The organism is Corallococcus exercitus (genome assembly GCF_042231735.1).
Taxonomy (GTDB): domain Bacteria; phylum Myxococcota; class Myxococcia; order Myxococcales; family Myxococcaceae; genus Corallococcus; species Corallococcus exercitus_B.
On sequence record NZ_CP102577.1, the window covers coordinates 783,744 to 809,330 of the forward strand.

Sequence of the window (25,587 nt, forward strand, 5' to 3'; positions counted from 1 at the left end):
AGCATGCGCAGCAAGTCGGGTGTGCCAGGGGAGTCGATCGCCATCATCGGGATGGCCTGCCGGTTCCCGGGGGCGAAGGACGTTGAGGCCTATTGGCACAACCTCGTCGCGGGGGTGAGCTCCATCCAGCCCCTGCCGCGCGAGCGCTGGGTGACGAAGCCGACGAGCCAGGGCCAGTGGAGCGGGCTCGTGGAGCACGTGGACTCGTTCGACGCCGCCGCCTTCGGCATCTCTCCCGCCGAGGCCGACAACATGGACCCCCAGCAGCGCCTGGTGCTGGAGGAGGCCTGGCACTGCTTCGAGGACGCGGCGGTGCCGCTGGACCGGCTGCGCGAGAAGAAGACGGGCGTCTTCATCGGCACCATGAGCAGCGACTATCTCCAGGAGCTGGGGATGGCGGGCGTCACGGCGAGCCGCTACGCGTCCACGGGCGGGTTCGCGTGCATCGTGGCGAACCGCGTCTCGTACGTGTTCGGCTTCCGGGGGCCCAGCATGGCCGTCGAGGCGGCGTGCACCTCGTCGCTCGTCGCGCTGCACGAAGCGAAGGAGGCGCTGCTGCGCGGCGAGTGCGACTACGCGCTCGTGGGCGGCGCCAGCCTGAACCTCCACCCGTGGAAGTTCGACGCCTTCGAACAGCTCCGGCTGTTCAGCCCGGAGGGCAAGAGCAAGACGTACGACGTGGACGCGGACGGCTACGCGCCCGGAGAGGGCATCGGGCTGGTGCTGCTCCAGCGGCTGAGCGACGCCCGGGCCGAGCACAACCGGGTCCTCGCGCTCGTGCGGGGGACGGCGGTGAACCACAACGGGCACGGCCGCGGCCTCACCGCCCCCAGCATGCCGGCCCTGCGCGACGTGACGCTGGCCGCCAGCGAGGACGCGGGCTTCGGCCTGGACACCGTGAGCTACATGGAGTCCCACGGGACGGGCACGTCGCTGGGAGACCCCATCGAGTTCGAGGGACTGACGCAGGCGTTCCGCAAGCACACGCAGGCGCGCAACTTCTGCCAGCTGGGGTCGGTGAAGCCGAACGTCGGCCACCTGGAGCCCGCGTCCGGCGTGGCGAGCCTCATCAAGATCCTCCTGATGCTGAGGCACCGGTGGGTCGCGCCCAGCATCGACGTGAAGACGGTGAACCCGCTGGTCGACTTCGACGCCAGTCCCTTCCAGTTCGCGCGGGCCTCGGTGCCGTGGAAGAGCGTCCGGGAGGACGTGCCGCTGCGCGCGGGCATGACCTGCTTCGGCTTTGGCGGCGTGAACGCGCAGGTGCTGGTGGAGGCCGCGCCGCCGGACACCGCGCACCGTGAGTCGTCCGAGCAGGGTCCCCAGGTGTTCACGCTGTCGGCGAACTCCGCGGCCAGCCTGTCGAACCTGGTGGAGGCGTGGAGCACGTTCGCGTCGGGGAAGGACTTCGACGGGCTGCGGCTGGAGGACGTGTGCGGGACGCTCGCGCGGGGGCGGCAGTCGCTGCCGTACCGGCTGGGCGTCGTCGTGGAGGAGCGCGACGGTGTCCGCCGGTTCCTGGCGCAGGCGCCGCAGGCGGAGCGCCATGGCCCGCGGTCCTGGGTGCTGCGGGTGGGGTCCGGCGTGGGAGGGCAGGGGACGGCCTCGCGGCTCGTGCCGGGAGGCGCGCTGCGGCGGTGGGTGGAGGATGCGAAGCAGGCGGAAGCGCTGACGACGCCGGAGGGCGGCTTCGTGGCGGCGCATGCCTATGTCGCCGGACTGCTGGCCACGGGCTTCGTGCCCGAGCGCATCACGGGCCATGGTGATGGCGTGTGGCCGGCCCTGGTCGTCAGCGGCGTCGTGCGGCTGACGGACGCGCTGCGGGTGCTGCGCGGCGAGCTGTCTCCGGGCGCGGTGGAGCTGTCGCGGCCATCGGTGCCCTTCGTAGATCCCGTGGGCGGCGGGGTGTGGATGCGGTACGCGCTGGACGCGGACTACCTGCGCGACCTGGTGGCGCGGGCCCATGGCGTGGTGGACACGCTCGTGCCGTGGGTGGAGAGCGCGCGGCTGCTCATCCGCAAGCAGCACTCCTTCCGCAAGCTCGCGGCCGAGTGGGCTCCCGCACTGGGCGGCCTGCACGCGGGGCTCACCTCGCTGCTGGATGGCACCCATCCGCTGCGGGACGTCGAGGACCGGCACCAGCGGTTGTTGTTCGCGTTCGTGAGCGCGGTGCTGCTGCGGTCGCTCCAGCAGAAGTGGGAGCTGGACACCGCGCTGGAGCGGCTGGACCCGGTCCTGCGCGAGCTGCTGGAGCTGGTGTCCGGTGAGGTGATTCCCCGCCGGGAGCTGGTGGAGCTGCTCGCGGTGGAGCAGCCGGACTTCGAGCGCATCGCCACGCTGGCGCACGCGCGTCAGCGCCGGCTGCGGCCGGGGGCCGTGTGCCCGCTGCTGGAGGGACGCAGCGGACGGCTGCACGAGGCGGGGGACTTCGCGCAGTGGCTGGGGCGCGCGCAGGCGCTCCAGCAGGCGCCCGATGCCGGAGAGGACTTCGCGTGCCTCGCGCTGGGTGAGACGGCCCTGACGCGTCCGGCGGAGCTCGCCGTGATCCCCGCCCAGACGCGCACCCTGGATGACAGCTTCTGGGACACGGCCTTGAAGCTGTGGCTCCGGGGCGTGGACGTGCGCTGGGATGAGCTCTACCCGGACGGCGCCTACGCGAAGGTCGCCCTCCCGCTGTACCCGTTCGTGCGTCGCCGTCACTGGATCGAGGACTCGCCACTGCGGGCCGAGCGCGAGGGCCGGGTGTCCGTGACCACTGCCGCTCCGAAATCTTCTGTTCCCACGCAGGTGGAGGTTCCCGCCGTGTCGAAGTCCTCGCCGCCTCCTGCTCCGCAGGCCGCATCCGCCGCGCCGTCGCTTCCGGCACCTCGTGCTCCGGCGATCGACGCGCGGGCCTTCACCCGGAAGGTGGAGGCGGAGCTGTTGGCCGCGGGCACGGAGATCCTCCGCGTCGACGCGGGGGCCCTCGGGGCGCATGACAGCCTGGGGGACGTGGGCTTCGACTCGCTGGGGCTCAAGGACTTCGCCGCCCGCATCGAGCGCCAGTTCAAGGTGGACTTCAACCCGTCCCTGTTCTTCTCGCACCCGACCATCGCGAGCATCGCGGAGCACCTCTGGGAGCAGTACGGCGAGGAACTCGCGCGGGCCCAGGCGCCCGCGAACGCCGCGCCTGCCGGAGCATCCGCGTCTGCCGGAGCAGCCGCGCCTGCCGCAGCGCCCGCGTCTGGCGCAGCTCCGACGTCTGCGGGAGCACCGGCGTCTGCCTCAGCACCCGCTTCTGGCGCAGCACCTGCGCCTTCGACACAGGCGGTGCCTCAGGCCCCGGTGATGCCCGTGACGGAGGCTCCTCGTGCGACGGCCGCAGCCGCTGAATCTCGTGTCGCCCAGCGGACCGAGGGCACGGAGCGGGGCGTGGCGATCATCGGAATGTCCGGCGTGTTCCCCGGCGCCCGGGACGTGGACGAGCTCTGGCGCCGCCTGCGCGCGGGTGAGCACCTCATCTCCGAAGCGCCCACGAACCGGTGGGACTGGAGGGCGTGGGGCGAGGAGGACGGCGCCTACCTGCGCTGGGGCGGCTTCGCGCCGGGGTTCGACTGCTTCGACGCGTCGTTCTTCGGTGCCTCCCCGCGCGAGGCGGAGCTGATGGACCCGCAGCAGCGCATGCTGCTGCAGAGCACCTGGAAGGCGCTGGAGGACGCGGGGCTGCCGCCGTCGAAGCTGTCGGGGCGCAACGTCGGCGTCTTCATGGGCGTGTGGTCGCAGGACTACCACCACCGCCTGTCGCATCACGGCCTCCTGCACGCGCAGGTGGAGACCGGCAACGCCCTGACGATGCTGGCCAACCGCATCTCCTACTTCTTCAACTTCCGGGGACCCAGCGAGGTCCACAACGCCGCCTGCGCCAGCAGCGTCGTCGCGCTCCACCGCGCGGTGCAGTCGCTGCGGTCCGGTGAGTGCGACATCGCCATCGCGGGTGGCGTCAACGTGCTGGCCCTGCCGGAGGTGACGCAGAACCTCGCGCAGGTGGGCATCCTCTCCCGCGACGGGCGCTGCAAGACGTTCGACTCGTCGGCGAACGGCTACGTGCGCGGCGAGGGCTCGGTGGTGGTGGTCCTCAAGCGCCTGGACCAGGCGGAGGCGGACGCGGATCCCATCCACGCGGTCGTCCGGGGCTCCCGGCAGAACCACGGCGGCCGGGCCAACTCGCTGACCGCGCCGAACCCGAAGGCCCAGGCGGAGCTCATCCTCGGGTCGCTGGACGACGCGGGCTTCGAGCCGGAGACCGTCACGTACATGGAAGCGCACGGCACGGGCACCGAGCTGGGTGACCCCGTGGAGGTGGAGGGCCTGAAGACGGCCTTCACCCAGCTCGCGCGGCGGCGCGGCCGGGCGCTGAAGCAGGCGAACTACTGCGGCATCGGGTCCATCAAGACGAACGTCGGCCACCTGGAGTCGGCTGCGGGCCTCGCGGGCGTGGTGAAGGTGCTGATGGCCATGCGCCACGGCGAGCTGCCGGCGAGCCTCCACGTCCAGAAGCTCAACCCGCTGGTCCGGCTGGAGGGCAGCCCCTTCTACATCGTCCACAAGACGCAGCCCTGGACGCGCCTGACGGACGCCGAGGGACGGACGGTTCCCCGGCGCGCGGGCGTGAGTTCCTTCGGCTTCGGCGGCGCCAATGCCCACGTGGCGCTCGAGGAGTACGTGGCGGCCCGGCCCCAGGGCGTCACGTCGTCGTCCGGCCCCTGGCTGTTCCCCCTGTCCGCCCGCAGCGCGGACCGGCTGAAGGATCAGGCGGCGCAGTTGATCCGGTTCATTGAGGAGCGCCAGGGCATTGCCCCGGCAGGCACCGGCGTGCAGGGGAGCGCGGAGGACATCGTGCTGACCGCCGCGTCCGCGGTGCTCGGGATTCCCGTGGACGAGCTGCGCCACGAGGAGGACTGGGGCGCGACGGCGCTCGGGCCCGCGGGAGTGGCGGAGCTGCTGGGCCGGGTGAACGAGGCCTGCGACGTGGAGCTGTCCTCGTCGGTGCTGAGTGGAAGCCTGTCGTTGAAGCCGCTGGTCCAGGCGCTGGAGGCGCGGGGTGTGGGTCGTGCGGCCGCGCAGCCGGCGCAGGGGCCGGTGGCGGAGCTTCCGCTCGCGGACGTCGCCTACACGTTGCAGGTCGGCCGTGAGGAGATGGAGGAGCGGCTGGCCATCGTGGCGGGGAGCGCCGCGGAGCTGCTCCAGAGGCTGCGCGCGTTCCTGGCGGGGCGTCAGGACGGAGAGACGTTCGTGGGCAGCGCGAAGGGCGCGGGCCGCCGCAACACGCTCCTGAGCGACGACGAGGACGCGCAGGTGATGCTGCGGAGCTGGGCGCGCAAGGGGAAGCTGCCCCGGCTCGCGGAGCTGTGGGTCGGAGGCGCGGGCATTGACTGGGCGGTCCTCCCGCAGGGCGAGGGCTGCCGGCGAATGCCGCTGCCGACGTACCCGTTCGCGCAGGATCGCTACTGGCTGGATGCGCCGAAGGCAGCCCGGACCTACGTCCCGTCGCCGCTGGCTCAGGCCGGTCTGGCTCCGGAAGCCGCGCTACCGCGTGGCGGACACGCACCGTCGCACCCGGCGACCGTGACGCCTCAGGCGTTTGAACGCCCGTCGGGCCACGGACCCACGCCCACGGCTTCGTTCGCGCCAGCTGCGGTGGCGTCGCCTCCAGCGTTCGCGCCGGTGACACCGACCTCCGCGTTCGCGCCAACTGCGGTGGCGTCGCCTCCAGCGTTCGCGCCGGTGACACCGAACTCTGCGTTCGTGCCATCGACGATGGCAACGCCGTCGGGATTCGCGCCGACGGCATCCTCCTCCACGTTCGCGCCGGTGACACCGACCTCCGCGTTCGCACAAGCGACGGTAGCAACGCCGTCGGGGTTCGCGCCGACGGCTTCCTCCTCAGCGTTCGTACCAGCGACGGTGGCAACGCAGTCGGGGTTCGCGCCGACGGCCTCCTCGTTCGCGCCGGCGGGTGTGGCCTCGACGCCGGGGACCGCGCACGGAGCGGTAGGGTCCCCTTCAGGGTTCGAGCGCCCGATGGGGCAGGGGCCATCGCAGATGCCTGCGTTCGCGCCTCCCGCGGTCGAGGCTCCGAGAACGGCCTTGGCCCCCGCCTACGGGCATCCCGGTGCGCATGCGCCGGCAAGCACGGCGTCGACGCGGCCCGTGGCGGCGCAGCCCCCGGTGGACCTGGGCCGGGCGGTCGAGGGTGAAATCGTGCGCCTCGTCGCGGAGATCCTCGGGATGCCGGAGGACCGCATCGACCGCGAGCAGCAGTTCGCGGAGTACGGAATCAACTCCATCATGGGCATCGGCCTGGTCAACAGCCTCAACCGGACCCTGGGCCTGTCCCTGCGCACGACGACCCTCTTCGACTACCCGAACGTCTTCCGCCTCCGGGACTTCCTCCTGAAGACCCACGCGAGCGCCGTGGAGCGGGCCTTCGCCGCGAAGGCTCCGCCGCCGCAGGCCGCGCCGCAGCCCGAGGTCCAGCTCGCGGACCGCCAGGTCTTAGAGGCCCACATCCCGACGCCCGAGCCCTCACCCGTGGCGTCGTCGGACATCGCCGTCATCGGGCTCGCGGGGCGCTTCCCGGGAGCCCCGAACGCGCGTGCCTTCTGGAAGCTGCTGGAGTCCGGCCGGAGCGCCATCACCGAGGTCCCCGCGAGCCGCTGGGACTGGACCCGGCACTACGATCCGGATCCGATGAAGCGCGACAAGACCCACTGCAAGTGGGGCGGCTTCCTCACCGACATCGATCGCTTCGACGCGCGCTTCTTCGGCATCACCGGCCGCGAAGCCGAGCTGGCCGAGCCGCAGCAGCGCGTGTTCCTGGAGGAGTGCTGGAGCGCGCTCGAAGACGCCGGCTACGCCACCGACGAAGCGTCCCGGCTGCGCGTGGGCGTCTTCGCCGGAGTGAACGCGGGCGACTACACCCTCAACCTCCAGCAGGCCGGAGTGCAGACCGAGGCGCAGGCGCTGGCGGGCAACGACTGCTCCGTCATCCCCGCGCGGCTGTCCTACTTCCTCAACCTGAAGGGCCCGAGCATCTCGCTCGACACGGCCTGCTCGTCCTCGCTCACGGCCGTCCACCTCGCATGCCGGAGCCTGCTCGTGGGCGACTGTGAGATGGCGGTGGCGGGAGGCGTCTTCATCGCCGTGACGCCGTCGTTCTACATCAAGACCAGCAACGCCGGCATGCTGTCCCCGCGCGGCCAGTGCCGCACGTTCGACGACGGCGCGGATGGCTTCGTCCCCGGAGAAGCCGCGGCGGCGGTCGTCCTCAAGCCGCTGGCGGCGGCGCTGCGCGACCGCGACCACATCTACGGCGTCATCAAGGGCACGGGCGTCAACCAGGACGGCAAGACGAACGGCCTGACCGCGCCCAGCGCCCTGTCGCAGGAGGAACTGGAGCGCTCCGTCTACGAACGGGCCGGTGTGCACCCGGAGACCATCAGCTACGTGGAGGCGCACGGCACGGGCACCCGGCTGGGGGACCCCATCGAAGTGCAGGCCCTGACGAACGCCTTCCGCGCGTCGACAGACCGCACGCGCTTCTGCGGCCTGGGTTCGGTGAAGACGAACGTGGGCCACACGGCCGCGGCGGCCGGCGTCACCGGGCTGATCAAGCTGCTCCTGTCGCTGGAGCACGGCCTGCTGCCGCCCAGCCTCGGGCTAGAGCGCGAGAACGAGCACATCGACTTCCAGTCGAGCCCCTTCTACGTCGTCCGCCAGCTCCAACAGTGGCCGCGCCAGGAAGGCCGTCCGCGCAGGGCGGCGCTCAGCTCGTTCGGGTTCAGCGGCACCAACGCCCACCTCGTGCTGGAGGAGGCGCCCGCCGTGGCCCACGCGACGGGCGAGGTGCCGGACTCCCACGCCCTCATCGTCCTGTCCGGCCGGACGGAGGAAGCCCTCCTGCGCCGGATGCAGGACCTGGGCGGATGGCTGGAGGCGGAGGGCGCGACGTCCTCGCTGGAGGACATCAGCCACACGCTGCTCCTGGGCCGCCGCCACTTCGCGGTGCGAGCCGCCTTCGTCGTCCGGAGCGTCGCCGAGCTGCGCGACCAGCTGCGGGAGGCCCTGAGGCAGCCCGCGGGCGCGCGGGGGCCGTGGTTCGCGGAGGTGGCCAATGTCATGTCGCGTCCGCCGGTGGACGCGGCGGCGGACGAGGCGCGCTGGCGGGAGGCACGCGCCTCCGGTGCGCGCTTCGCGGAGCAGCTCCACGCGCTCGCCACGGCGTGGTTGAAGGGCGGCTCCGTGGAGGGCACGCGCCTGTTCGCGGACCGTGAGCGCCGGCGCGTGTCGCTGCCGACGTATCCGTTCGCCCGGACGCGCCACTGGATTGGCGAGTCCGCGCGCGACGCGCACCTGCTGCTCGGAGCGGTGGAAGCGGGAGGCACCCTGGATACGGGGCTCGTCTTCACGCGGCGCCTGCCGGAGGAGGCCTGGGTGGTGGCGGAGCACCGGGTGCGGGGACACGCCATCCTTCCCGGCGTCGCCTACCTGGAGATGGCGCACGAAGCGGCGCGCCAGGCGCTCGGGCCCGGGCAGTACACGCTGCGCCGCGTGGTGTGGCTGCAGAAGCTGGCGGTGGAAGGCGCGGGACGCGACGTCCGCCTGACGCTGCGCCGGGGCGAAGCCGGCCGGTTGGACTTCCTGGTGCAGAGCCAGGGGGCCGACGGCGAGGGCTGGACGACCCACGCGCAGGGAGAGATCCACACGGGTTCGCAGCCCGAGGCGGGCGCGCGCGTGTCCCTGGAGGAGCTGCGGGCGCGGTGTGAGCGGAGGCTCGACGCGCCGGAGCTGTACCAGCGCTATGAGGGAATCGGCCTGCGTTACGGCGAGAGCTTCCGGAGCGTGAGGGAGGTCCGCTGTGGCGCGACGGAGGCGCTGTCGCATCTAACGGTGAACGGGAAGCAGCGCGAGGAATGGAACCAGTGGGGCCTTCCGCCCGGCATGCTGGACGGCGCGATGCAGAGCGTCCTCGGCGTGGTGGAGCAGGCGCCAGGGACCACGGTCATGCCCTTCGCGGTGGAGGAGGTCGTGCTCCGCCGCGCGGTCCCGGCCGAGGCCTTCGCCGCCATCAAGCAGCTCGGGCGCTTGCGCTACGACGTCGCGATCCTCGACGCGAAGGGAGAGGTCTGCGTCGAGCTGAACGAGGTGACGCTGCGGGAGTGGCGAGACACGAAGCCGCAAGCCGCCGCGAAGCCTGAGCCCGCCGTGAAGGCCGAAGCGCTCCTGTACGCGCCCAGGTGGGAACCGGCGCCGGCACCAGTGCGTGCCCGCGAATGGAACCCCACGACGCAAGGCGCGCGCGTGGTGCTGGTAGGCCACGAAGGCTGCGCGGAGCTGGAAGAGGCCCTGGCGCAGGCGCACGCGACGGAAGGCGTGGTGCGGGTGCGGCTGTCGGAGCGGACGCACCGTCACGGCCCGGGCCAGTGGGAGTGGAACCGGCGCGACGAAGCCGGAGCGCAGGAGTGGCTGCAAGAGGCCGGAGGCCTCACGCGGCTGTACTTCCTGGGAGGCGCGGACGCGAAGCCCACTGCAAGCGTGGAGGACGCGGGAGCGCTGGAAGCCAGCCAGGAGCGTGGAGTGGTGGCCCTCTTCAGCCTGGTGAAGGCGCTGAGCGTGCACGGCTGGGCGCTCAAGCCGTTGGAGTTGAGGGTGGTGACGGTAGGTGCGCACCGCGTGGTGGAAGGCGAGACCCCACGTCCGTGGGGCGCGAGCGTGCAGGGCTTCGCGAAGGCGGTGGCGAACGAGTACCCGGCGCTGCGGGTGAGCTACGTGGACGTGGGGACGGAGGACGTCGCACGCGGCCAGTGGGTGGAAGGCGTGGTGGGGGAGGAAGGGGACGGGAAGGGAGCGGACGTGGCGCTGAGGCAGGGGCGCCGGTACGTGCGCAGGCTGCTGCCGGTGAAGCGGCTGCAGCAGGGGCGGGTGCCGCTGAGGCAGCGGGGCGTGTACCTGCTGGTAGGCGGCGGAGGTGGCATCGGGCTGGCGGTGGGCGAGTGGCTGGCGAGGAAGTACGCGGCGCGGCTGGTCATCGTGGGGAGGCGCGAGGCAGAAGGAGAGCTCGCGCAGAAGCTGAAGGCGTTGGAGGCCGCTGGAGCCGAAGTCGAGTACGTGCGGGCCGACGTGACGAAGCCGGGCGAAGCGGCGCGAGTCGTGGCGCAGGCGAAGCAGCGCTTCGGCACCGTGCACGGCGTCTTCCACCTCGCCGTGGTGATCCAGGACCAGCTCCTGGAGCGGATGACGGAAGGCATGCTGCGCACGGTGCTGGACTCGAAGGTGAAGGCGAGCGTGGCGGTGCACGCGGCGCTGGAGGGAGAGCCGCTGGAGTGCGCGGTCTTCTTCTCCTCGGGCCAGTCGTTCTGGGGCAACGTGGGCGCGTCGAACTACTCGGCGGGCTGCACGTTCCAGGACGCGTACGCGGCGTGGCTGCGCGAGGTGAAGAACGTGCCCGCGTTCGCGCTGAACTGGGGCTCGTGGGGAAGCCTGGGCCTCGTGGCCGACGAGGGGCTGCGCAGGCGGCTGGAGAACCAGGGCATCCTGCCCATGGAGGCCTACGAGGGCATGGAGGGCATGGAGGCGGTGCTCGCGGGGGCGGCGCCGCAGATGATGGTCTTCAAGGGCACACGCCCGCTGCTGGAGCGGCTGGGCGTGGACTTCAGCCGGAGCGTGGAGGTGTACGCCCCGGCGCCCCCTGGCCTCGAAGCCCGCGCGCTCCAGGAGGCGCCGGTCTGGGAACAGCAGGCCGGTGGCCGGCTGCCCGGGGTCGAGGACGCCTACGCCCAGGTGGAGGCCTGGGGCCGTGCGATGCTGCTGGGCGCATTCAAGCGCCTGGGCGCCGTGGTCCACGCGGGCGAGGAGTGGGACGCCCAGACGCGGGCGCGGCAGGTGGGCGTGGTGGAGGACCACGCGCGCCTCTGGCAGGCGATGCTGGGCGTGCTGGAGCGCGGCGGCTACGTGGAGCGCCGAGGCACCTTCATCCGCGTCACGCCCCGCGCGGAGACGTCACCGGACGCGCGCGAGCTGGAGGCCTGGCGGGAGCACCTGCTCGTCACGCACCCGGAGTTCCGGCCGCACCTGGACCTGATGTGGGCGACGCTGTCGCGGGCTCATGAGGTATTGCGCGGGGAGCTGCTGCCGACGGAGGTGCTGTTCCCGGACTCCTCCAGCAGGCTCGTGGAGGCCTACTACCGGGGCCACCCGCTCGCGGACTACTTCAACCGCCTGGTGGCCATCATGTGCCGCTGGTTCGTGGAGGAGCGCCGCCGCACCGGGAGCCAGGAGCCCGTCCGCATCCTGGAGGTGGGCGCCGGCACGGGAAGCACCACGGCGTTCGTGCTGGAGGCGCTCAAGGACGTCGGCGCGGTGGAGTTCGTCTTCACCGACGTGGGCCTGGGCTTCGTCAACGCGGCCCGCAAGCAGTTCGGCACCGCGTATCCCTTCGCCACCTTCCAGGTGCTCGACGTGGAGAAGCGCCCGGAGGCCCAGGGGCTGGTGCCGGGCTCCTTCGACCTCGTGATGGGGACCAACGTGCTCCACGCGACGAAGAACATCCGCAGGACGCTGGAGCAGGTGAAGGTGCTGATGAAGCACCACGGCTGGCTGGCCATCAGCGAGCTCACGGACGTCCCCGAGTACACGACGCTGACGTTCGGCTTCCTCAAGGGCTGGTGGCTCTTCGAGGACGTGGCGGACCGGCTCCCCGACGCGCCCCTCCTGAGCATCCCGGGCTGGAGCACGGCGCTCCAGGACACGGGCTTCCGGCCGCTCGTGGCCTGCGGTCAGCCCGGCGGGCTGGGGCACGGCCTTGCCCAGCACGTCATGATTGGAGTCAGCGACGGGTGCGTGGGTGCGCCCGCCATGGTGTCCGCGCAGCCGCCCGTGCCCACGGTGTCCGCCCCCGCGAAGCCTCCCGCGCCTCCGCGTCCGGAAGTGCCTCCAGCGCCTGTGCCGAAGCCTCCGGCCGCCACGCCTCGCGTGACGGGCTCCAGCGAGGAGCAGCGCCGGCAGGTGGAGCGGGAGATCGTCCAGGTGGCCGCGGTGGTGCTGCGCATCCCGGAGCACGAGCTGCTTCCGGAGCTGCCCTTCGCGGAGCTGGGCGTGGACTCCATCCTCGCGGTGGACCTGTCGGACAAGCTCAACCGGGCCCTGTCCGTCGCGCTGCGCAGCACGGACCTGTTCAACTACGGCTCCGTCCGGCAGCTCGCCAAACACATCCTGGAGCTGCGCGGGAGCGTGCCCTCACAGGCCCCCGTGAATGGCGAGGACGAAATGCTCTCGATGCTCGCGGCGCTCGAATCGGGCGACGTGTCCATCGACGAGGTCGATGACTTCCTGGAGCGCAGACATGGATAGGGAAGCCCTCCGTCGCAGGGACATCCTGGAGAAGGTGGCGCGCAGGGAGCTGTCGCGCGAGGAGGCGATGCGCCTGCTCAAGGAAACCGCGCCCGTCTCCCGGCCCGTCGCCCCCGTCGCGGCGCACAGCGGGACGGGCTCGCGCGACATCGCCATCATCGGCATGTCGGGCCAGTTCCCCGGCGCGCCGGACGTCGAGCGGTTCTGGGAGAACCTGCTGGAAGGCAGGGACTCGGTCACGTCCATCCCGAAGGACCGCTGGGATGGCGACGCCTTCTATGATCCGGATCCGCGCGTGCCCGGCCGCAGCACGTGCAACCGGGGCGGCTTCCTGTCGGACGTGGACCGGTTCGACCGGGAGTTCTTCGGCATCTCCCCGCGCGAAGCGCAGCTCATGGATCCGCAGCAGCGGCTGTTCCTCCAGGAGGCGTGGCGGGCGCTGGAGGACGCGGGCTACTCGGACACGGCGCTGGCGGAGCGCTCCTGTGGCGTCTACGTCGGCTTCGGCTGGAGCGACTACCGGCTGGCGATGGCCGAGCGCGACCTGGTGCCCGAGGGCTACGCCCTGGGCGGCATCTCCGGCGCCATCCTCGCGGCCCGCATCGCGTACTTCCTGAACCTGCGCGGGCCCGCCCTCACGGTGGACACGGCCTGCTCCGCGTCGCTGGTGGCCATCCACCTGGCCTGTGAGAGCCTCTGGAGCGGCACGGTCCGCATGGCGCTGGCGGCGGGCGTGTCCCTCTTCATGACGCCGGACGTGCACGTGCTGGCGTCGAAGATGGGGATGCTCTCCACGGACGGGCGCTGCAAGACCTTCGACGACGAGGCCAACGGCTTCGTCCCCGCGGAGGGCGTGGGCGTCGTCGTGCTCAAGCCGCTGGAGGACGCGCTGGCGGACGGCGACAGCATCCACGCGGTCATCAAGGCCACGGGCATCAACCAGGACGGGAAGACCAACGGCATCACCGCGCCCAGCGCGCCGTCGCAGCTCGCGCTGGAGACGGGCGTCTACACGCGCTTCGGCATCGACCCGGGGACGCTCGGGTACGTGGAGGCCCACGGCACGGGGACGAAGCTCGGGGACCCCATCGAGATCCAGGCGCTCAGCGGCGCGTTCGCGCGGTTCACGGACCGCAAGCAGTTCTGCGCCATCGGCGCGGTGAAGACGAACATCGGTCACTCCATCGCGGCGGCGGGAGTGGCCGGGGTGATCAAGACGGCGCTGTGCCTGAAGCACCGCCGCATCCCGCGCTCGCTGCACTTCCACAAGCCGAACCGGCACATCGACTTCGCGCAGACGCCGTTCTACGTCCCCACGGAGACGCGTGACTGGCCCGCGGAGGCCGGCCGGCCCCGGCGCGCGGCGATCAGTTCGTTCGGCTTCAGCGGCACCAACGCGCACCTGGTACTGGAGGAGGCACCGGCGCGGAAGGACGGCCGCCCGTGGCCCGTCCACCTGGCCCTCTTCTCCGCGAAGACGGAGCCCGGCCTGCGCCGGGTGCTGGAGCGGTTCCTGGCGTGGATGCCGGAGGGGCTGTCGGAGCGCTCTCTCGAGGACGTCACGTACACCTTGCAGGTGGGCCGCAGCCACTTCCCGGTCCGCTGCGCGCTGGTTGCTCGCGATGCCGCCGAGTTGAAGGCCCAGCTCCAGGCCGTGCTCCGGGGCGAGGCGGTGGAGGGAGCAGGGTCGGCCAACCTGGAGTCGAACCCGGTCCCATGGGATGCCGCGCGGCAGTCGCGCGGAGAGGCGCTGCTCGCGGAGACCTCGGCGTTGGCGCCGGACGCGGAGGCCGCCTGCCGCAATGGGCTCCTGGCGCTGAAGGACCTCTACCTCCAGGGCTATGCCTTGCCCTGGGAGACGCTCCACCATGGTGGGGGACGCCGTCGGGTGTCCCTGCCCACGTACCCGTTCGAGGGCGAGCGCTACGGCCTGCCCGGACCGCATCCGTCACCGGGGACGGGGAGTGCTGTCACTGTCGATGCAGCGTCATCGGGTGGCGCTCATTCCGTTGCCGCCCCGAGCGCGTCGCCGACGATGGGAACTGCTCCGGCCGGCACCACGGCGCCTGTGCTCGCCGCGAAGGCCCCACCGGCGTCCACGTCTCCGGGGGATGATTCAAGGGAGCGCCTGCGGAAGGACCTGGCTCGGCTCGCGGCGGAGGTCCTCAAGCTGGATCCGCGTGAGCTGGATCTGCGCAAGCCGCTGAGCGTCTACGGCTTCGACTCCATCCTGTTCACGGAGTTGGTGGGCGTACTCAAGCGGGTCTACGGCGTCGAGCTCGACGCGACCGTCTTCTTCGAGCACCCGTCGCTGCTGTCGTTCGCGGATCACCTCCACGGCCTGTTGCCGGAGTCCGTCCTGCGCGGCGACATGCTCCCTGAGCGTCAGGCTGACATCGCGGAAGCCAGCCTCCCCGTGGTCATGCCGACGCGCGGTGCCGAAACAACGGTCGTGACCCCGGAGCCCGCCGCGACGCCGGTCGAGGCGGCGACGGATGAGCCCATCGCCATCGTCGGGATGGCGGGCCGGTTCCCCCAATCTTCGGAGGTGGACGCGTTCTGGGAACACCTCCTCGCGGGCGATGACCTGGTGACGGAGGTCCCCGCCGAACGCTGGGACTGGCGTGCGTACTTCGGAGACCCGGCGCGGGACCCTGGCAAGACGCGGGTGAAGTGGGGCGGCTTCATCGACGACGTGGACCGGTTCGACGCCCTGTTCTTCGGCATCTCCCCCAAGGAGGCCGAGGTCATGGATCCGCAGCAGCGCCTCTTCCTGGAGACCGCCTGGAAGGCCATCGAGGACTCCGGCCACCGCACCGCGGAGCTGTGGGGCTCCAGGACCGGCGTCTTCGTGGGCATGGCCGCGACGGACTACCCGAGCGTGCTCGTACGCCAGGGTTCACCCGTCGTGCCGCAGTCGGTGACGGGCTCGTCGCGCTCCATCCTGCCCAACCGCCTGTCGTACCTGCTGAACCTGCGTGGACCGAGCGAAGCGGTGGACACGGCCTGCTCCAGCGCCCTCGTCGCGCTGCACCGCGCGGTCCAGGCCCTGCGGCGAGGCGAATGCGACCAGGCCCTGGTGGGCGGCGTCCACGTGATGCTCGACCCGGACCTGTTCGTCATCGCGGACAAGGGCGGACTGCTGAGCCCGGACGGACGCTCCAAGACGTTCGATGCGAGCGCCAACGGCTACGTGCGCGGAGAGGGCGTCGCGGTGGTGGTGCTCAAGCCGCTGCGCAAGGCGCAAAAGGACGGGGACACCATCCACGGCCTCATCCGCGGCGTCGCCATCAACCACGGCGGCCGTTCCACGTCCCTGACCGCGCCGAACCCCGTGGCCCAGGCGGAGGCCATGGTCGAGGCCTACTCCGAGGCGCGGATCGACCCCGCCACCGTCACCTACGTCGAAGCGATGGGCACGGGGACTGCGCTGGGAGACCCCATCGAGCTCAACGCGCTGAAGAAGGCCTTCGCGGAGCTGTACCGGCGTTGGGACCATCCGCCCGCGCCCCGGCCTCACTGCGGCCTGGGTTCGGTGAAGACGAACATCGGCCACCTGGAGCCCGCCTCGGGCATGGCCAGCCTGGTGAAGGTGCTGCTCGCCCTGCGGCACGGAGTCCTCCCGGCCACCCTCCACGTGCGCGACGTGAACCCGCGCATCCAGCTGGAAGGCAGCCCCTTCTACCTGAACCGGGAGGCCCGTCCCTGGCCGCGCCTGAGCGATGCGAAGGGGAACGTCGTGCCCCGGCGCGCGGGCGTGAACTCTTTCGGCTACGGCGGCGTGAACGCGCACGTCGTGCTGGAGGAGTACCTGCCGCCGTCCCGGTCCGAACCCGCGCGACGGAGCGAGCCCGGAGTGCTCGTCCTCTCGGCGAGGGATCCGGAGCGGCTGCGGGCCTACGCGGCGCTGCTGCGGGACACGCTGGGACGCTCGGCGGCGCCACAGGCCAGGGCCTCCTCCGAAGGCCTGCGGGAGGACGTGGCGGCGCTGTGCGCGGAGCTGCTGGGCGTGGACGCGGCGGAGGTCCTCGCGGACGACTCCATCCTCGGCGCGCTGCTCCAGCGCAACGTCATCGGAAGGCTGGTGGAGCGCATCGAGGAGAAGTGGGACGTCTCCCTGCTGCCCTCGGAGTTCGTGGGCGTGGAGGGACTGGGTGCGCTCGTCGAGCGCATCGCCCGGAAGCGTCCGCAGACCGCGCCCGCGTCCAACCCAGCAGGCCTCTCCACGGCTGACTTCGCGTCGGTGCTCTACACGCTGCAGGTGGGACGGGATGCCCACGACGAGCGACTGGCGCTCGTGGTGTCGAACGCGAGCGAAGCCCGCGAGGGACTGGACGCCTATCTGCGCGGACAGGCGCTGCCGGGCCGGCTGTACCTGGGCCATCGGAAGCGAAGCGCCGAGGCACTGAAGGCCCTGGGCGCGAAGGCGGAAGCCCCGCCCCTGGAAAGCCACCTGAAGCACCACCACGCCGCGCCCCTGGCCGAGGCCTGGGCCCTGGGCGCCGAAGTGGACTGGTCCAGCTGGTACACGGAGGCCCCGCCGCGAAGGGTGCCCCTGCCGACCTATCCCTTCGCCCGCACCCGCTACTGGGCCGAAGCCGGAACCCCGCCCGCCCCGCAGGCCCTGCTGGGAACGCGCGCCACCAGCACGGACGGAACGCGCTTCACCCACAAGCTGTCGGGGGAAGAGTTCTTCGTGCGCGACCACGTCATCCAGGGCCAGCGGTTGCTGCCGGGAGCAGTGTCGCTGGAGCTGGCGCGAGCGGCCGCCGTGGAGCTGCTGGGCACGGCGACCGTACGGGGACTGCGTCAGGTGAGCTGGCGCAGGCCCGTGGTGGTCGACGCACCGCGAGAGGTCTCGCTGCGGTTCGGTGGCGGGGACGACGGCCTGGACTTCGAGGTCGCCATGGACGGGGAGGGCGCGCGCGAGCACGCACGAGGCCGGTTGCTCCTCGGCGCGCACCGTCCGGCGCCGGCGCCCATCGACGTCGCCACGGTTCTGGGCCGATGCCCCGACCGGAAGCCCGGAGCCACCTGGTACGACGTCCTCCGCCAGTCCGGCTCCGACTACGGCCCAAGCCTGCGAGTCATCGAGGAGCTCGCGAGCGGCGAGCACGAGTCCATCGCGCGGCTGCGCCTGCCCGATTCGCTGCGGCAACACCGCCAGGACTTCGTGCTGCATCCGGCGCTGATGGATGGCGCGTTCCAGTCGCTCGCGGGCCTGCTCCGGCCTGGAGCGTTCGTCTACGTGCCCGTGGCGTTGGAGGAGCTGGAGCTGTTCGGCCCGCTGCCACCCGACTGCTACGTCCGCGCCGAGGAAGTGGCCTCGCCGCCCGCCGACGGCCTCCGGACCTTCCACCTCCAGGTCCTCGACCTGGAAGGCCGTCACGTCGCGCGTCTGCGAGGCCTGTCCGTCAAGCCGCTGGAGCGGGGCCTCACGCGGCCTGCGGCGCCGTTCTACTGCGAGCGGCGCTGGGAGCTGTCACACGCGCAGACGCCCGAAGCCGTCCCGGACATGGGAGGCCCGCTGCTCGTCTTCGGTCCGGATGCGGCCTCGGTGGATCGGGTGAGGACACACCTGACCGCGCTGGGCGTGGACGGCACGGAGGTCCTCTTCGTGCGGCCCGGCGAGCGGTTCGAGCGCATCGGGCGGGACGTCTTCACGGTGGCGCCAGGACGTGAGGAGGACTTCGACCGGTTGCTGGACGCGCTGGGCGAAGGGCGGCTCCCGGGGCGGCTCCTGCACCTCTGGTCCGAGCCCCCCGTGGGCACGGACGCGGAGGACCTGGAGCAGCAGTTGCTGCTTGGCTTCTACTCGGTGGCGTCGCTCTGCCGGGCCCTGGCGAGCCGCAAGCCGAAGCAGCGGATCCAGCTCCTGCATGCCCACGCCTCCGGGCGGGACGGCAGCGAGCCGCTCCACGCCGCCGTCGCGGGGCTGCTGCGCACCGCGAGGATGGAGAGTCCGGCCCTGGCGCTCCGGAGCGTGGAGCTCGCCGACACCGAGCGTCCATCGCTGACCGGCGCGCGGAGTCTGGCCGTGCTCCTGCGGGAGCTGGGCAGCGTGGATGGGCAGGACGTGGAGATCCAGTACCGGGAAGGGCGTCGTTACGTGAGCAGCCTGGGCGTGCTGCGGGAGAATCGCTGAGCCATGTCGGTGACGAGCAACGATGTCTCGCAGCAGTCCCTGCTCCGTGAGCGAGGGACGTATGTCATCACGGGCGGAGCCGCGGGCATTGGCCGGCTGTTCGCCGAGTTCCTGGCGAAGCAGGTCCATGCCCGGCTGGTGCTCGTGGGCCGCTCCGTCCCGGATGCACGCACGGCGGAGCTGCTGGAGCGCCTGCGCGGCCTGGGCGGTGAGGCGGAGTACCTCCGCGCGGACGTGTCGGACCGGGCCCAGGTGCAGGGCCTCGTCCAGCGGGCGAAGGCCCGGTTCGGCTCCCTGCACGGGCTCATCCACTCCGCGGGCGTGCTGCGCGATGCGCTGCTGATCAAGAAGACACGCGAGGACATGCGCGCCGTGCTCGCGCCCAAGGTGCAGGGCGTGATGGCGCTCGACGAGGCGCTGAAGGATGAGCCGCTGGACTTCTTCGTCCTCTTCTCGTCGCTGTCGGCGGTCATCGGCAACGTGGGGCAGGCGGACTACGCGTACGCCAACGCCTTCCTGGACCGGTTCGCGGAGCGGCGCGAACGGCTCCGGGCCCGGGGCGAGCGCACCGGCAGGACGCTGTCGCTGAACTGGCCGTTCTGGCGCGAAGGCGGCATGGCGCTGGACGCCGCGTCCGAGAAGTACATGACGCAGGTCATGGGGCTGAACCCCATCGACACCGCCACGGGCCTCCAGGCGTTCATGGACGGCCTGGCGTCGCCGCTGGCGCAGTTCGTGGTCGTGGAAGGAGACCGGCAGAAGGCAGGCCGCACCCTGGGCCTGCCCGGCGCGGAAGCCCCCGCACCGCGTGCGCCCGCGAAGCCGGAGCCTGCGGCCGACTCCAGCGACCTGCTGGCGCGCACGGAGGCCTTCCTGAAGACACTGCTCTCACGGGAGACGAAGGTGCCCGTCGAGCAGCTGGATCCCACCGAGCCGCTCGAGCGCTACGGCGTGGACTCCCTGGTCATCGTCGGCGTCAACACGGCGTTGCAGCAGCACTTCGGTGACATCTCCCGGACGCTGCTGTTCGAGTACCAGACCACGCGCGAGCTGGCCGAGTACTTCGTCCGCCAGCACGGCCCCCGGATGCGGGAGCTGGTGGGCGCAGCCGTCACCGAGGCACGGGCCCCGGCGGTCCCGGTGCCGGAAGCCCGCGCGCCGGTGCAGGAGTCCACACGCGACGTGCGCCCGGCCGCGTGGGAGCGCGCGGACCCGATGGAGGATGCCATCGCCATCGTGGGCGTGAGCGGGCGTTATCCGATGGCGGACGACCTCTGGGCCTTCTGGGACAACCTGAAGGCGGGGCGCGACTGCATCACGGAGATTCCGCTGGGGCGCTGGGAGTACCCACCCTATTTCGACGCGGACAAGGACGCGGAGGGCCGGAGCTATTCGAAGTGGGGCGGCTTCCTGTCGGACGTGGCGGCGTTCGACGCGCTCTTCTTCAACATCTCCACGCGGGAAGCGGAGGGGATGGATCCGCAGGAGCGCCTCTTCCTGCAGACGGTCTGGTCGCTGTTCGAGGACGCGGGCTACACGCGGCGCACCCTGGCCCCGAAGGCGCCCAGGACGGGCGTGTTCGTCGGGGTGATGTACGGCCAGTATGAATGGCTGGGCGTGGAGGCCGCGCTCCGGGGCCAGGCCTCGCGGGCGCAATCCGGACACTGGTCCATCGCCAATCGCATCTCCTACTTCTTCAACTTCCAGGGCCCCAGCCTGGCGGTGGACACGGCCTGTTCGTCATCGCTCACGGCCATCCATCTGGCCTGCCAGTCCCTGCGTTCGGGCGAGTGCGATGTGGCGGTGGCGGGCGGGGTGAACCTGTCCATCCATCCGCACAAGTACACGCTGCTGAGCCAGGGCCGCTTCGCCTCCAGTGACGGGCGGTGCCGCTCGTTCGGAGAGGGGGGCGACGGCTACGTGCCCGGCGAGGGCGTGGGCGCGGTGCTGCTCAAGCCCCTGCGCAAGGCGCTCGCGGACGGGGACCGGGTGTACGCGCTGGTGAAGGGCTCGGCGCTCAACCACGGCGGCAAGACGAATGGCTACACGGTGCCCAACCCGAACGCCCAGGGCGACGTCATCGCCGAGGCGCTGCGGCGCGCGAAGGTCGACGCGCGGGAGCTGGGCTACCTGGAGGCGCACGGGACGGGGACGTCGCTCGGAGACCCCATCGAAGTCACCGGGCTGACGCGCGCCTTCGGGGCACCCTCGGCGGAGCAGGGGCGCGTGCCCATGGGCTCCGTGAAGTCGAACATCGGCCACCTGGAGGCGGCGGCGGGCATCGCGGGGGTGACGAAGGTCCTGTTGCAGCTGAAGCACGGGCAGCTGGTGCCCTCGCTCCATTCGGAGCCCGCGAATCCGAACATCCGCTTCGCGGACGCGCCCCTCGTCGTGCAGAAGGAGCTGGCCCCGTGGCCCGCGAAGGAGCACGGGCCGAGGAGGGCGGCCATCAGCTCCTTCGGCGCGGGAGGCGCGAACGCCCACGTGGTGCTGGAGGAGTTCCGGGAGACGAAGGCCGGGGCACCGGCGCCGGAAGGCCCGTGGTTGTTCCCGCTGTCCGCGAAGGGACCGGACCGGCTGCGGGAAGCCGCGGAGCGACTGGTCCGCTACGTGCGCGAGCGCATGGAACTGGAAGGCGTCCGTCCCTGCGACGTGGCCTTCACGCTCCAGGTCGGACGCGAGCCGATGGAAGAGCGTCTGGCCATCGTGGCCGACAGCAAGGCGGCGCTGCTCACGAAGCTGGAGGCCTTCCTGGAGGGCCGTTCAGCGGACGGGCTGTATCGGGGCGCGGGCCGCAAGTCCACGCTGCTGAGCACGGACGAGGATGCGCGGCGCCTGCTGGAGGGCTGGCAGCAGCGAGGCCGTCTGACGAGCCTCGCGGAGGCCTGGGTGGAAGGCGCGGCGATCGACTGGCGCCTGCAGGGGCACGAGGCCTGCCGGCGCGTGTCGCTGCCCACGTATCCCTTCGCGCGCGAGCGGCACTGGGTGGAAGCCGCCGCGATGGAGGGAGGCCTCGTGGGGCCGCATCCGCTGCTCGGGCGGTTGAAGCCGGAGGCGAGCCTGGGCAGTGGGCTGGTCTTCCAGCAGCGCTTGTCGGACTCCGCCTGGGTGGTGGCGGAGCACCAGGTCCGAGGCCGCGCCATGTTGCCGGGAGTGGCCTACCTGGAGATGGCCGCCGTGGCGGCGCGTCAGGCGCTGGGCCCCGGGAAGTACACGCTTCGGCGGGTGCGGTGGTCACAGCCCCTGGTCGTGGAAGGGGCAGGGCGCGAGGTGCGGCTGACGCTCCGCAAGGACGATGCGGACCGGATGGAGTTCGAGGTCCGAAGCCAGCAGCCCGGAGACACCGGGTGGACGACGCACGCGAGCGGTGAGGTCCTGGTCCAGGGCTCCGAAGCGGGTGACGACGCGGCGGTGTCGCTGGACGAGGTGCGTGGCCGGTGCGTTCGTCACCTTGAAGCAAGCGAGGTGTACGCGCGCTTCGAAGCCCTGGGCCTGCGCTACGGCGAAGGTTTCCAGACGGTGCGCGAGGTGTGGAGCAACGAGGAAGAGGTCCTCGCACGCCTGGAAGCCAGCGCCGCGCAGCAAGAGGCCTGGGGCCGCTGGGCGCTGCCCCCCGGCGTGCTGGATGGAGCGTTGCAGAGCATTCTGGGGCTGAGGGTGGGCGACGGCCTCGCGGTGCCCTTCGCGGTGGAAGAGGTCGCGGTGCGCGGGCCCGTGCCGCCAGAGGTCTACGTCCACGTCCGGTCCTCGGGAGGGCTGCGCTACGACATCACGCTGGTGGACCGCGATGGCGAACCCTGCGTCGAGTTGAAGGAAGTCGCGCTGCGCGAGTGGCGCGAGACGGCGTCGGAAGTCGCGGCCAAGGCCGAAGCGCTCCTGTACGTGCCGAAGTGGGAGCCGGCGCCGGCACCAGTGCATGCCCGCGAATGGAACGCCACGACGCAAGGCGCGCGAGTGGTGCTGGTGGGCCACGAAGGCAGCGCGGAGCTGGAAGAGGCCCTGGCGAAGGCGCACGCGACGGAAGGCGTGGTGCGGGTGCGGCTGTCGGAGCGGACGCACCGCCACGGTCCGGGCCAGTGGGAGTGGAATCGGCGCGACGAAGCCGGAGCGCAGGAGTGGCTGCAAGAGGCAGGAGGCCTCACGCGGCTGTACTTCCTGGGAGGCGCGGACGCGAAGCTCACTGCAAGCGTGGAGGACGCGGGAGCACTGGAAGCCAGCCAGGAGCGGGGAGTGGTGGCCCTCTTCAGCCTGGTGAAGGCGCTGAGCGTGCACGGCTGGGCGCTCAAGCCGTTGGAGTTGAGGGTGGTGACGGTAGGTGCGCACTGGGTGGTGGAGGGCGAAAGCCCGCGTCCGTGGGGCGCGAGCGTGCAGGGCTTCGCGAAGGCGGTGGCGAACGAGTATCCGGCGCTGCGGGTGAGCTACGTGGACGTGGGGACGGAGGACGTCGCACGCGGCCAGTGGGTGGACGGGGTGGTGGGGGAGGAAGGGGACGGGAAGGGCGCGGACGTGGCGCTGAGGCAGGGGCGCCGGTACGTGCGCAGGCTGCTGCCGGTGAAGCGGTTGCAGCAGGGGCGGGTGCCGCTGAGGCAGCAGGGCGTGTACCTGCTGGTAGGAGGCGGAGGAGGCATCGGGCTGGCGGTGGGCGAGTGGCTGGCGAGAAAGTACGCGGCGCGGCTGGTCATCGTGGGGAGGCGCGAGTCGGAAGGAGAGCTCGCGCAGAAGCTGAAGGGGCTGGAGGCCGCCGGAGCTGAAGTGGAGTACGTCCGGGCGGACGTGACGAAGCCGGGCGAAGCAGCGCGGGTGGTCGCGCAGGCGAAGCAGCGCTTCGGCGCCGTGCACGGCGTCTTCCACCTGGCGATGGTGCTCCACGACTGCGCGCTCGAGCGCATGACGGAGGACGTGCTGCGCACGGTGCTGGACTCGAAGGTGAAGGCGAGCGTGGCGGTGCACGCGGCGCTGGAGGGAGAGCCGCTGGAGTGCGCGGTCTTCTTCTCCTCGGGGCAGTCCATCTGGGGCAATGCGGGGCAGGCGAACTACGCCGCGGGCAGCACGTTCCAGGACGCGTTTGGCGCCTGGGTGCGTGAGGCGAAGGGCCTCCCCGCGTTCGTCCTGAACTGGGGCTACTGGGGCAGCGTGGGCGCGGTGGCCAACGCGCACCATCAGCAGCGGCTGGCCCAGCAGGGCATCCTGCCCATCGAGGTCGCGGAGGGCATGGCGGGCATGGAGGAGGTGCTCGCGGGAGCGGCGCCGCAGGTCATGCTCTTCAAGGCCACGCGCCCGCTGCTGGAGCGGCTGGGCGTGGACTTCAGCCGGAGCGTGGACGTGTACGCGCCCGGTGCCCGGGGGCTCGATGCAAGAGCCCTGGAGGAGGCAAGCACCTGGGGTCGGCGGGTGGAGTCGAACCTGCGCGGCGCGGCCACGGCCTACGCCGACGTCGAACAGTGGGGCCGGGCGGTGCTGCTCGGCGCACTGAAGCGCCTGGGCGCCGTGGGCCACGCGGGCGAGGAATGGGACCTCTACGCACAGGCCCGGAAGGTGGGCGTGGTGGAGGAGCACTCCCGCCTCTGGCAGGCGCTGATGGGCGTGCTGGAGCGGGGCGGCTACGTCGAGCGCCAGGGCACCCGCATCCACGTGAGGCCGGAAGCCTCGCAGGCACCGGACGCGAGCGGGCTGGAGACGTGGAAGCAGCGGCTGCTCACCGCGCATCCCGACCTGGGCCACCTCATCGCCCTGCTGGCCCTCTGCCTGGACGCCTATCCCGACGTGCTGACCGGCCGCCGCGAGGCCACGGCGGTGCTCTTCCCGCAGGGCTCCATGGAGAAGGTCGAGCGCGTCTACAAGGGCAACCCCATCGCGGACTTCTTCAACGGCCTGGTGGCGAACGCGATCCGCGCGTACGTGCAGGTCCGGGTGGCGGAAGCCCCGACGACCGTGGTCCGCATCCTCGAAGTGGGCGCGGGCACCGGAGGCACCAGCGAGCACGTCCTGACCGCGCTCAAGGACCTGGGGCCGCACGTGCGCTACGTCTACACGGACGTGTCGGCGGGGTTCGTCCGGTACGGCGCGGAGAAGTACGGCACGGCGCACGCCTTCCTGGAGCCGAAGGTCCTGAACATCGAAGCGGACCCCAGCGCGCAGGGCATCGAGCCCGGGAGCGTGGACCTGGTGCTGGCCACCAACGTGCTGCACGCGACCCGGAGCATGGGCCGCACGCTGGCCCACATCCAGCGGATGCTCCGCGCGGGCGGGCTGGTCGTCATCAACGAGCTCACCCGCGTCTGGGACTTCACCACGCTCGTCTTCGGGATGACGCAGGGCTGGTGGCTCTACGAGGAAGGCGAGGGCCGCATCGAGCACTCGCCGCTGCTCGACGCCGCGGGGTGGACCGCGCTGCTGGGCCAGGCGGGCTTCGCGAAGGCCGCCTTCGTCCCGCACGCCACGGGGGCAGGGCAGGACGTGGTGATCGCCCGGAGCACGGGGCAGGTGGTGCACGCCGCCCAGACGGCCACCACCAGGGCCACCGCGCCCGAAGCCACCCGCCGGGACAAGCCCGTCCCCGTGAAGCGGAAGCAGGCCCCCACGCCGGTCCTGGACCTGCGCGCGAAGACGCTGGCCTACGTCACCGGCGTGTTCTCCACGCTCCTGAAGATCGCCCCAGAGCGCTTTGATCCGCAGGCGACCTTCGAGACCTACGGCGTGGACTCGCTGGTGAACCTGTCGGTCATCAAGCAGCTGGAGAAGGACTTCGGGAAGCTGCCCGCCACGCTGCTCTTCGAGAACATGACCCTCGACATGCTGGCGACGTACTTCATGACGGAACACGCGGAGCGCGTGCGCACGCTGTTCCAGGAAGAGGTCCCGGAGCCCGAGCCCGTCCAGGCGAAGCCGCCGGAGGCCCCACTGCCGGCCCCGCCGCCCCGGCTGGGCGACACGCCGGAGGGCGACCTGGAGCGGATCCGCGCCTACGTGGAGGGCCTGTCCGGAGCGGAGCTGGACGCGGCGCTGGGGCAGGTGCTGGGAACCCCCGCGCTCCAGGACCGCTAGGAAAGACAAAG

3 protein-coding genes are annotated in these 25,587 nt (G+C 71.7%); all 3 read left to right on the top strand.

The window, feature by feature from the left end; genetic code table 11:
- The first annotated feature begins 3 nt into the window (after positions 1 to 3).
- From NR792_RS03020 to NR792_RS03030, 3 genes are read left to right on the top strand one after another with little or no spacing between them, the layout of a single operon-like run.
- Positions 4 to 12,387: an SDR family NAD(P)-dependent oxidoreductase gene (locus tag NR792_RS03020; protein WP_375758554.1), complete on the top strand. Its 12,384-nt coding sequence runs from the start codon at positions 4 to 6 to the stop codon at positions 12,385 to 12,387.
- Complete coding sequence (locus NR792_RS03025; RefSeq protein ID WP_375758555.1) at positions 12,380 to 18,532, top strand: beta-ketoacyl synthase N-terminal-like domain-containing protein; 6,153 nt, start codon at positions 12,380 to 12,382, stop codon at positions 18,530 to 18,532. Before NR792_RS03020 ends, NR792_RS03025 begins: the two co-directional genes overlap by 8 nt.
- A 3-nt stretch (positions 18,533 to 18,535) precedes the next feature.
- Entirely contained in the window at positions 18,536 to 25,576 is a 7,041-nt protein-coding gene (locus NR792_RS03030; RefSeq protein ID WP_375758556.1) for an SDR family NAD(P)-dependent oxidoreductase, read from the top strand.
- Positions 25,577 to 25,587: the final 11 nt, after the last annotated feature.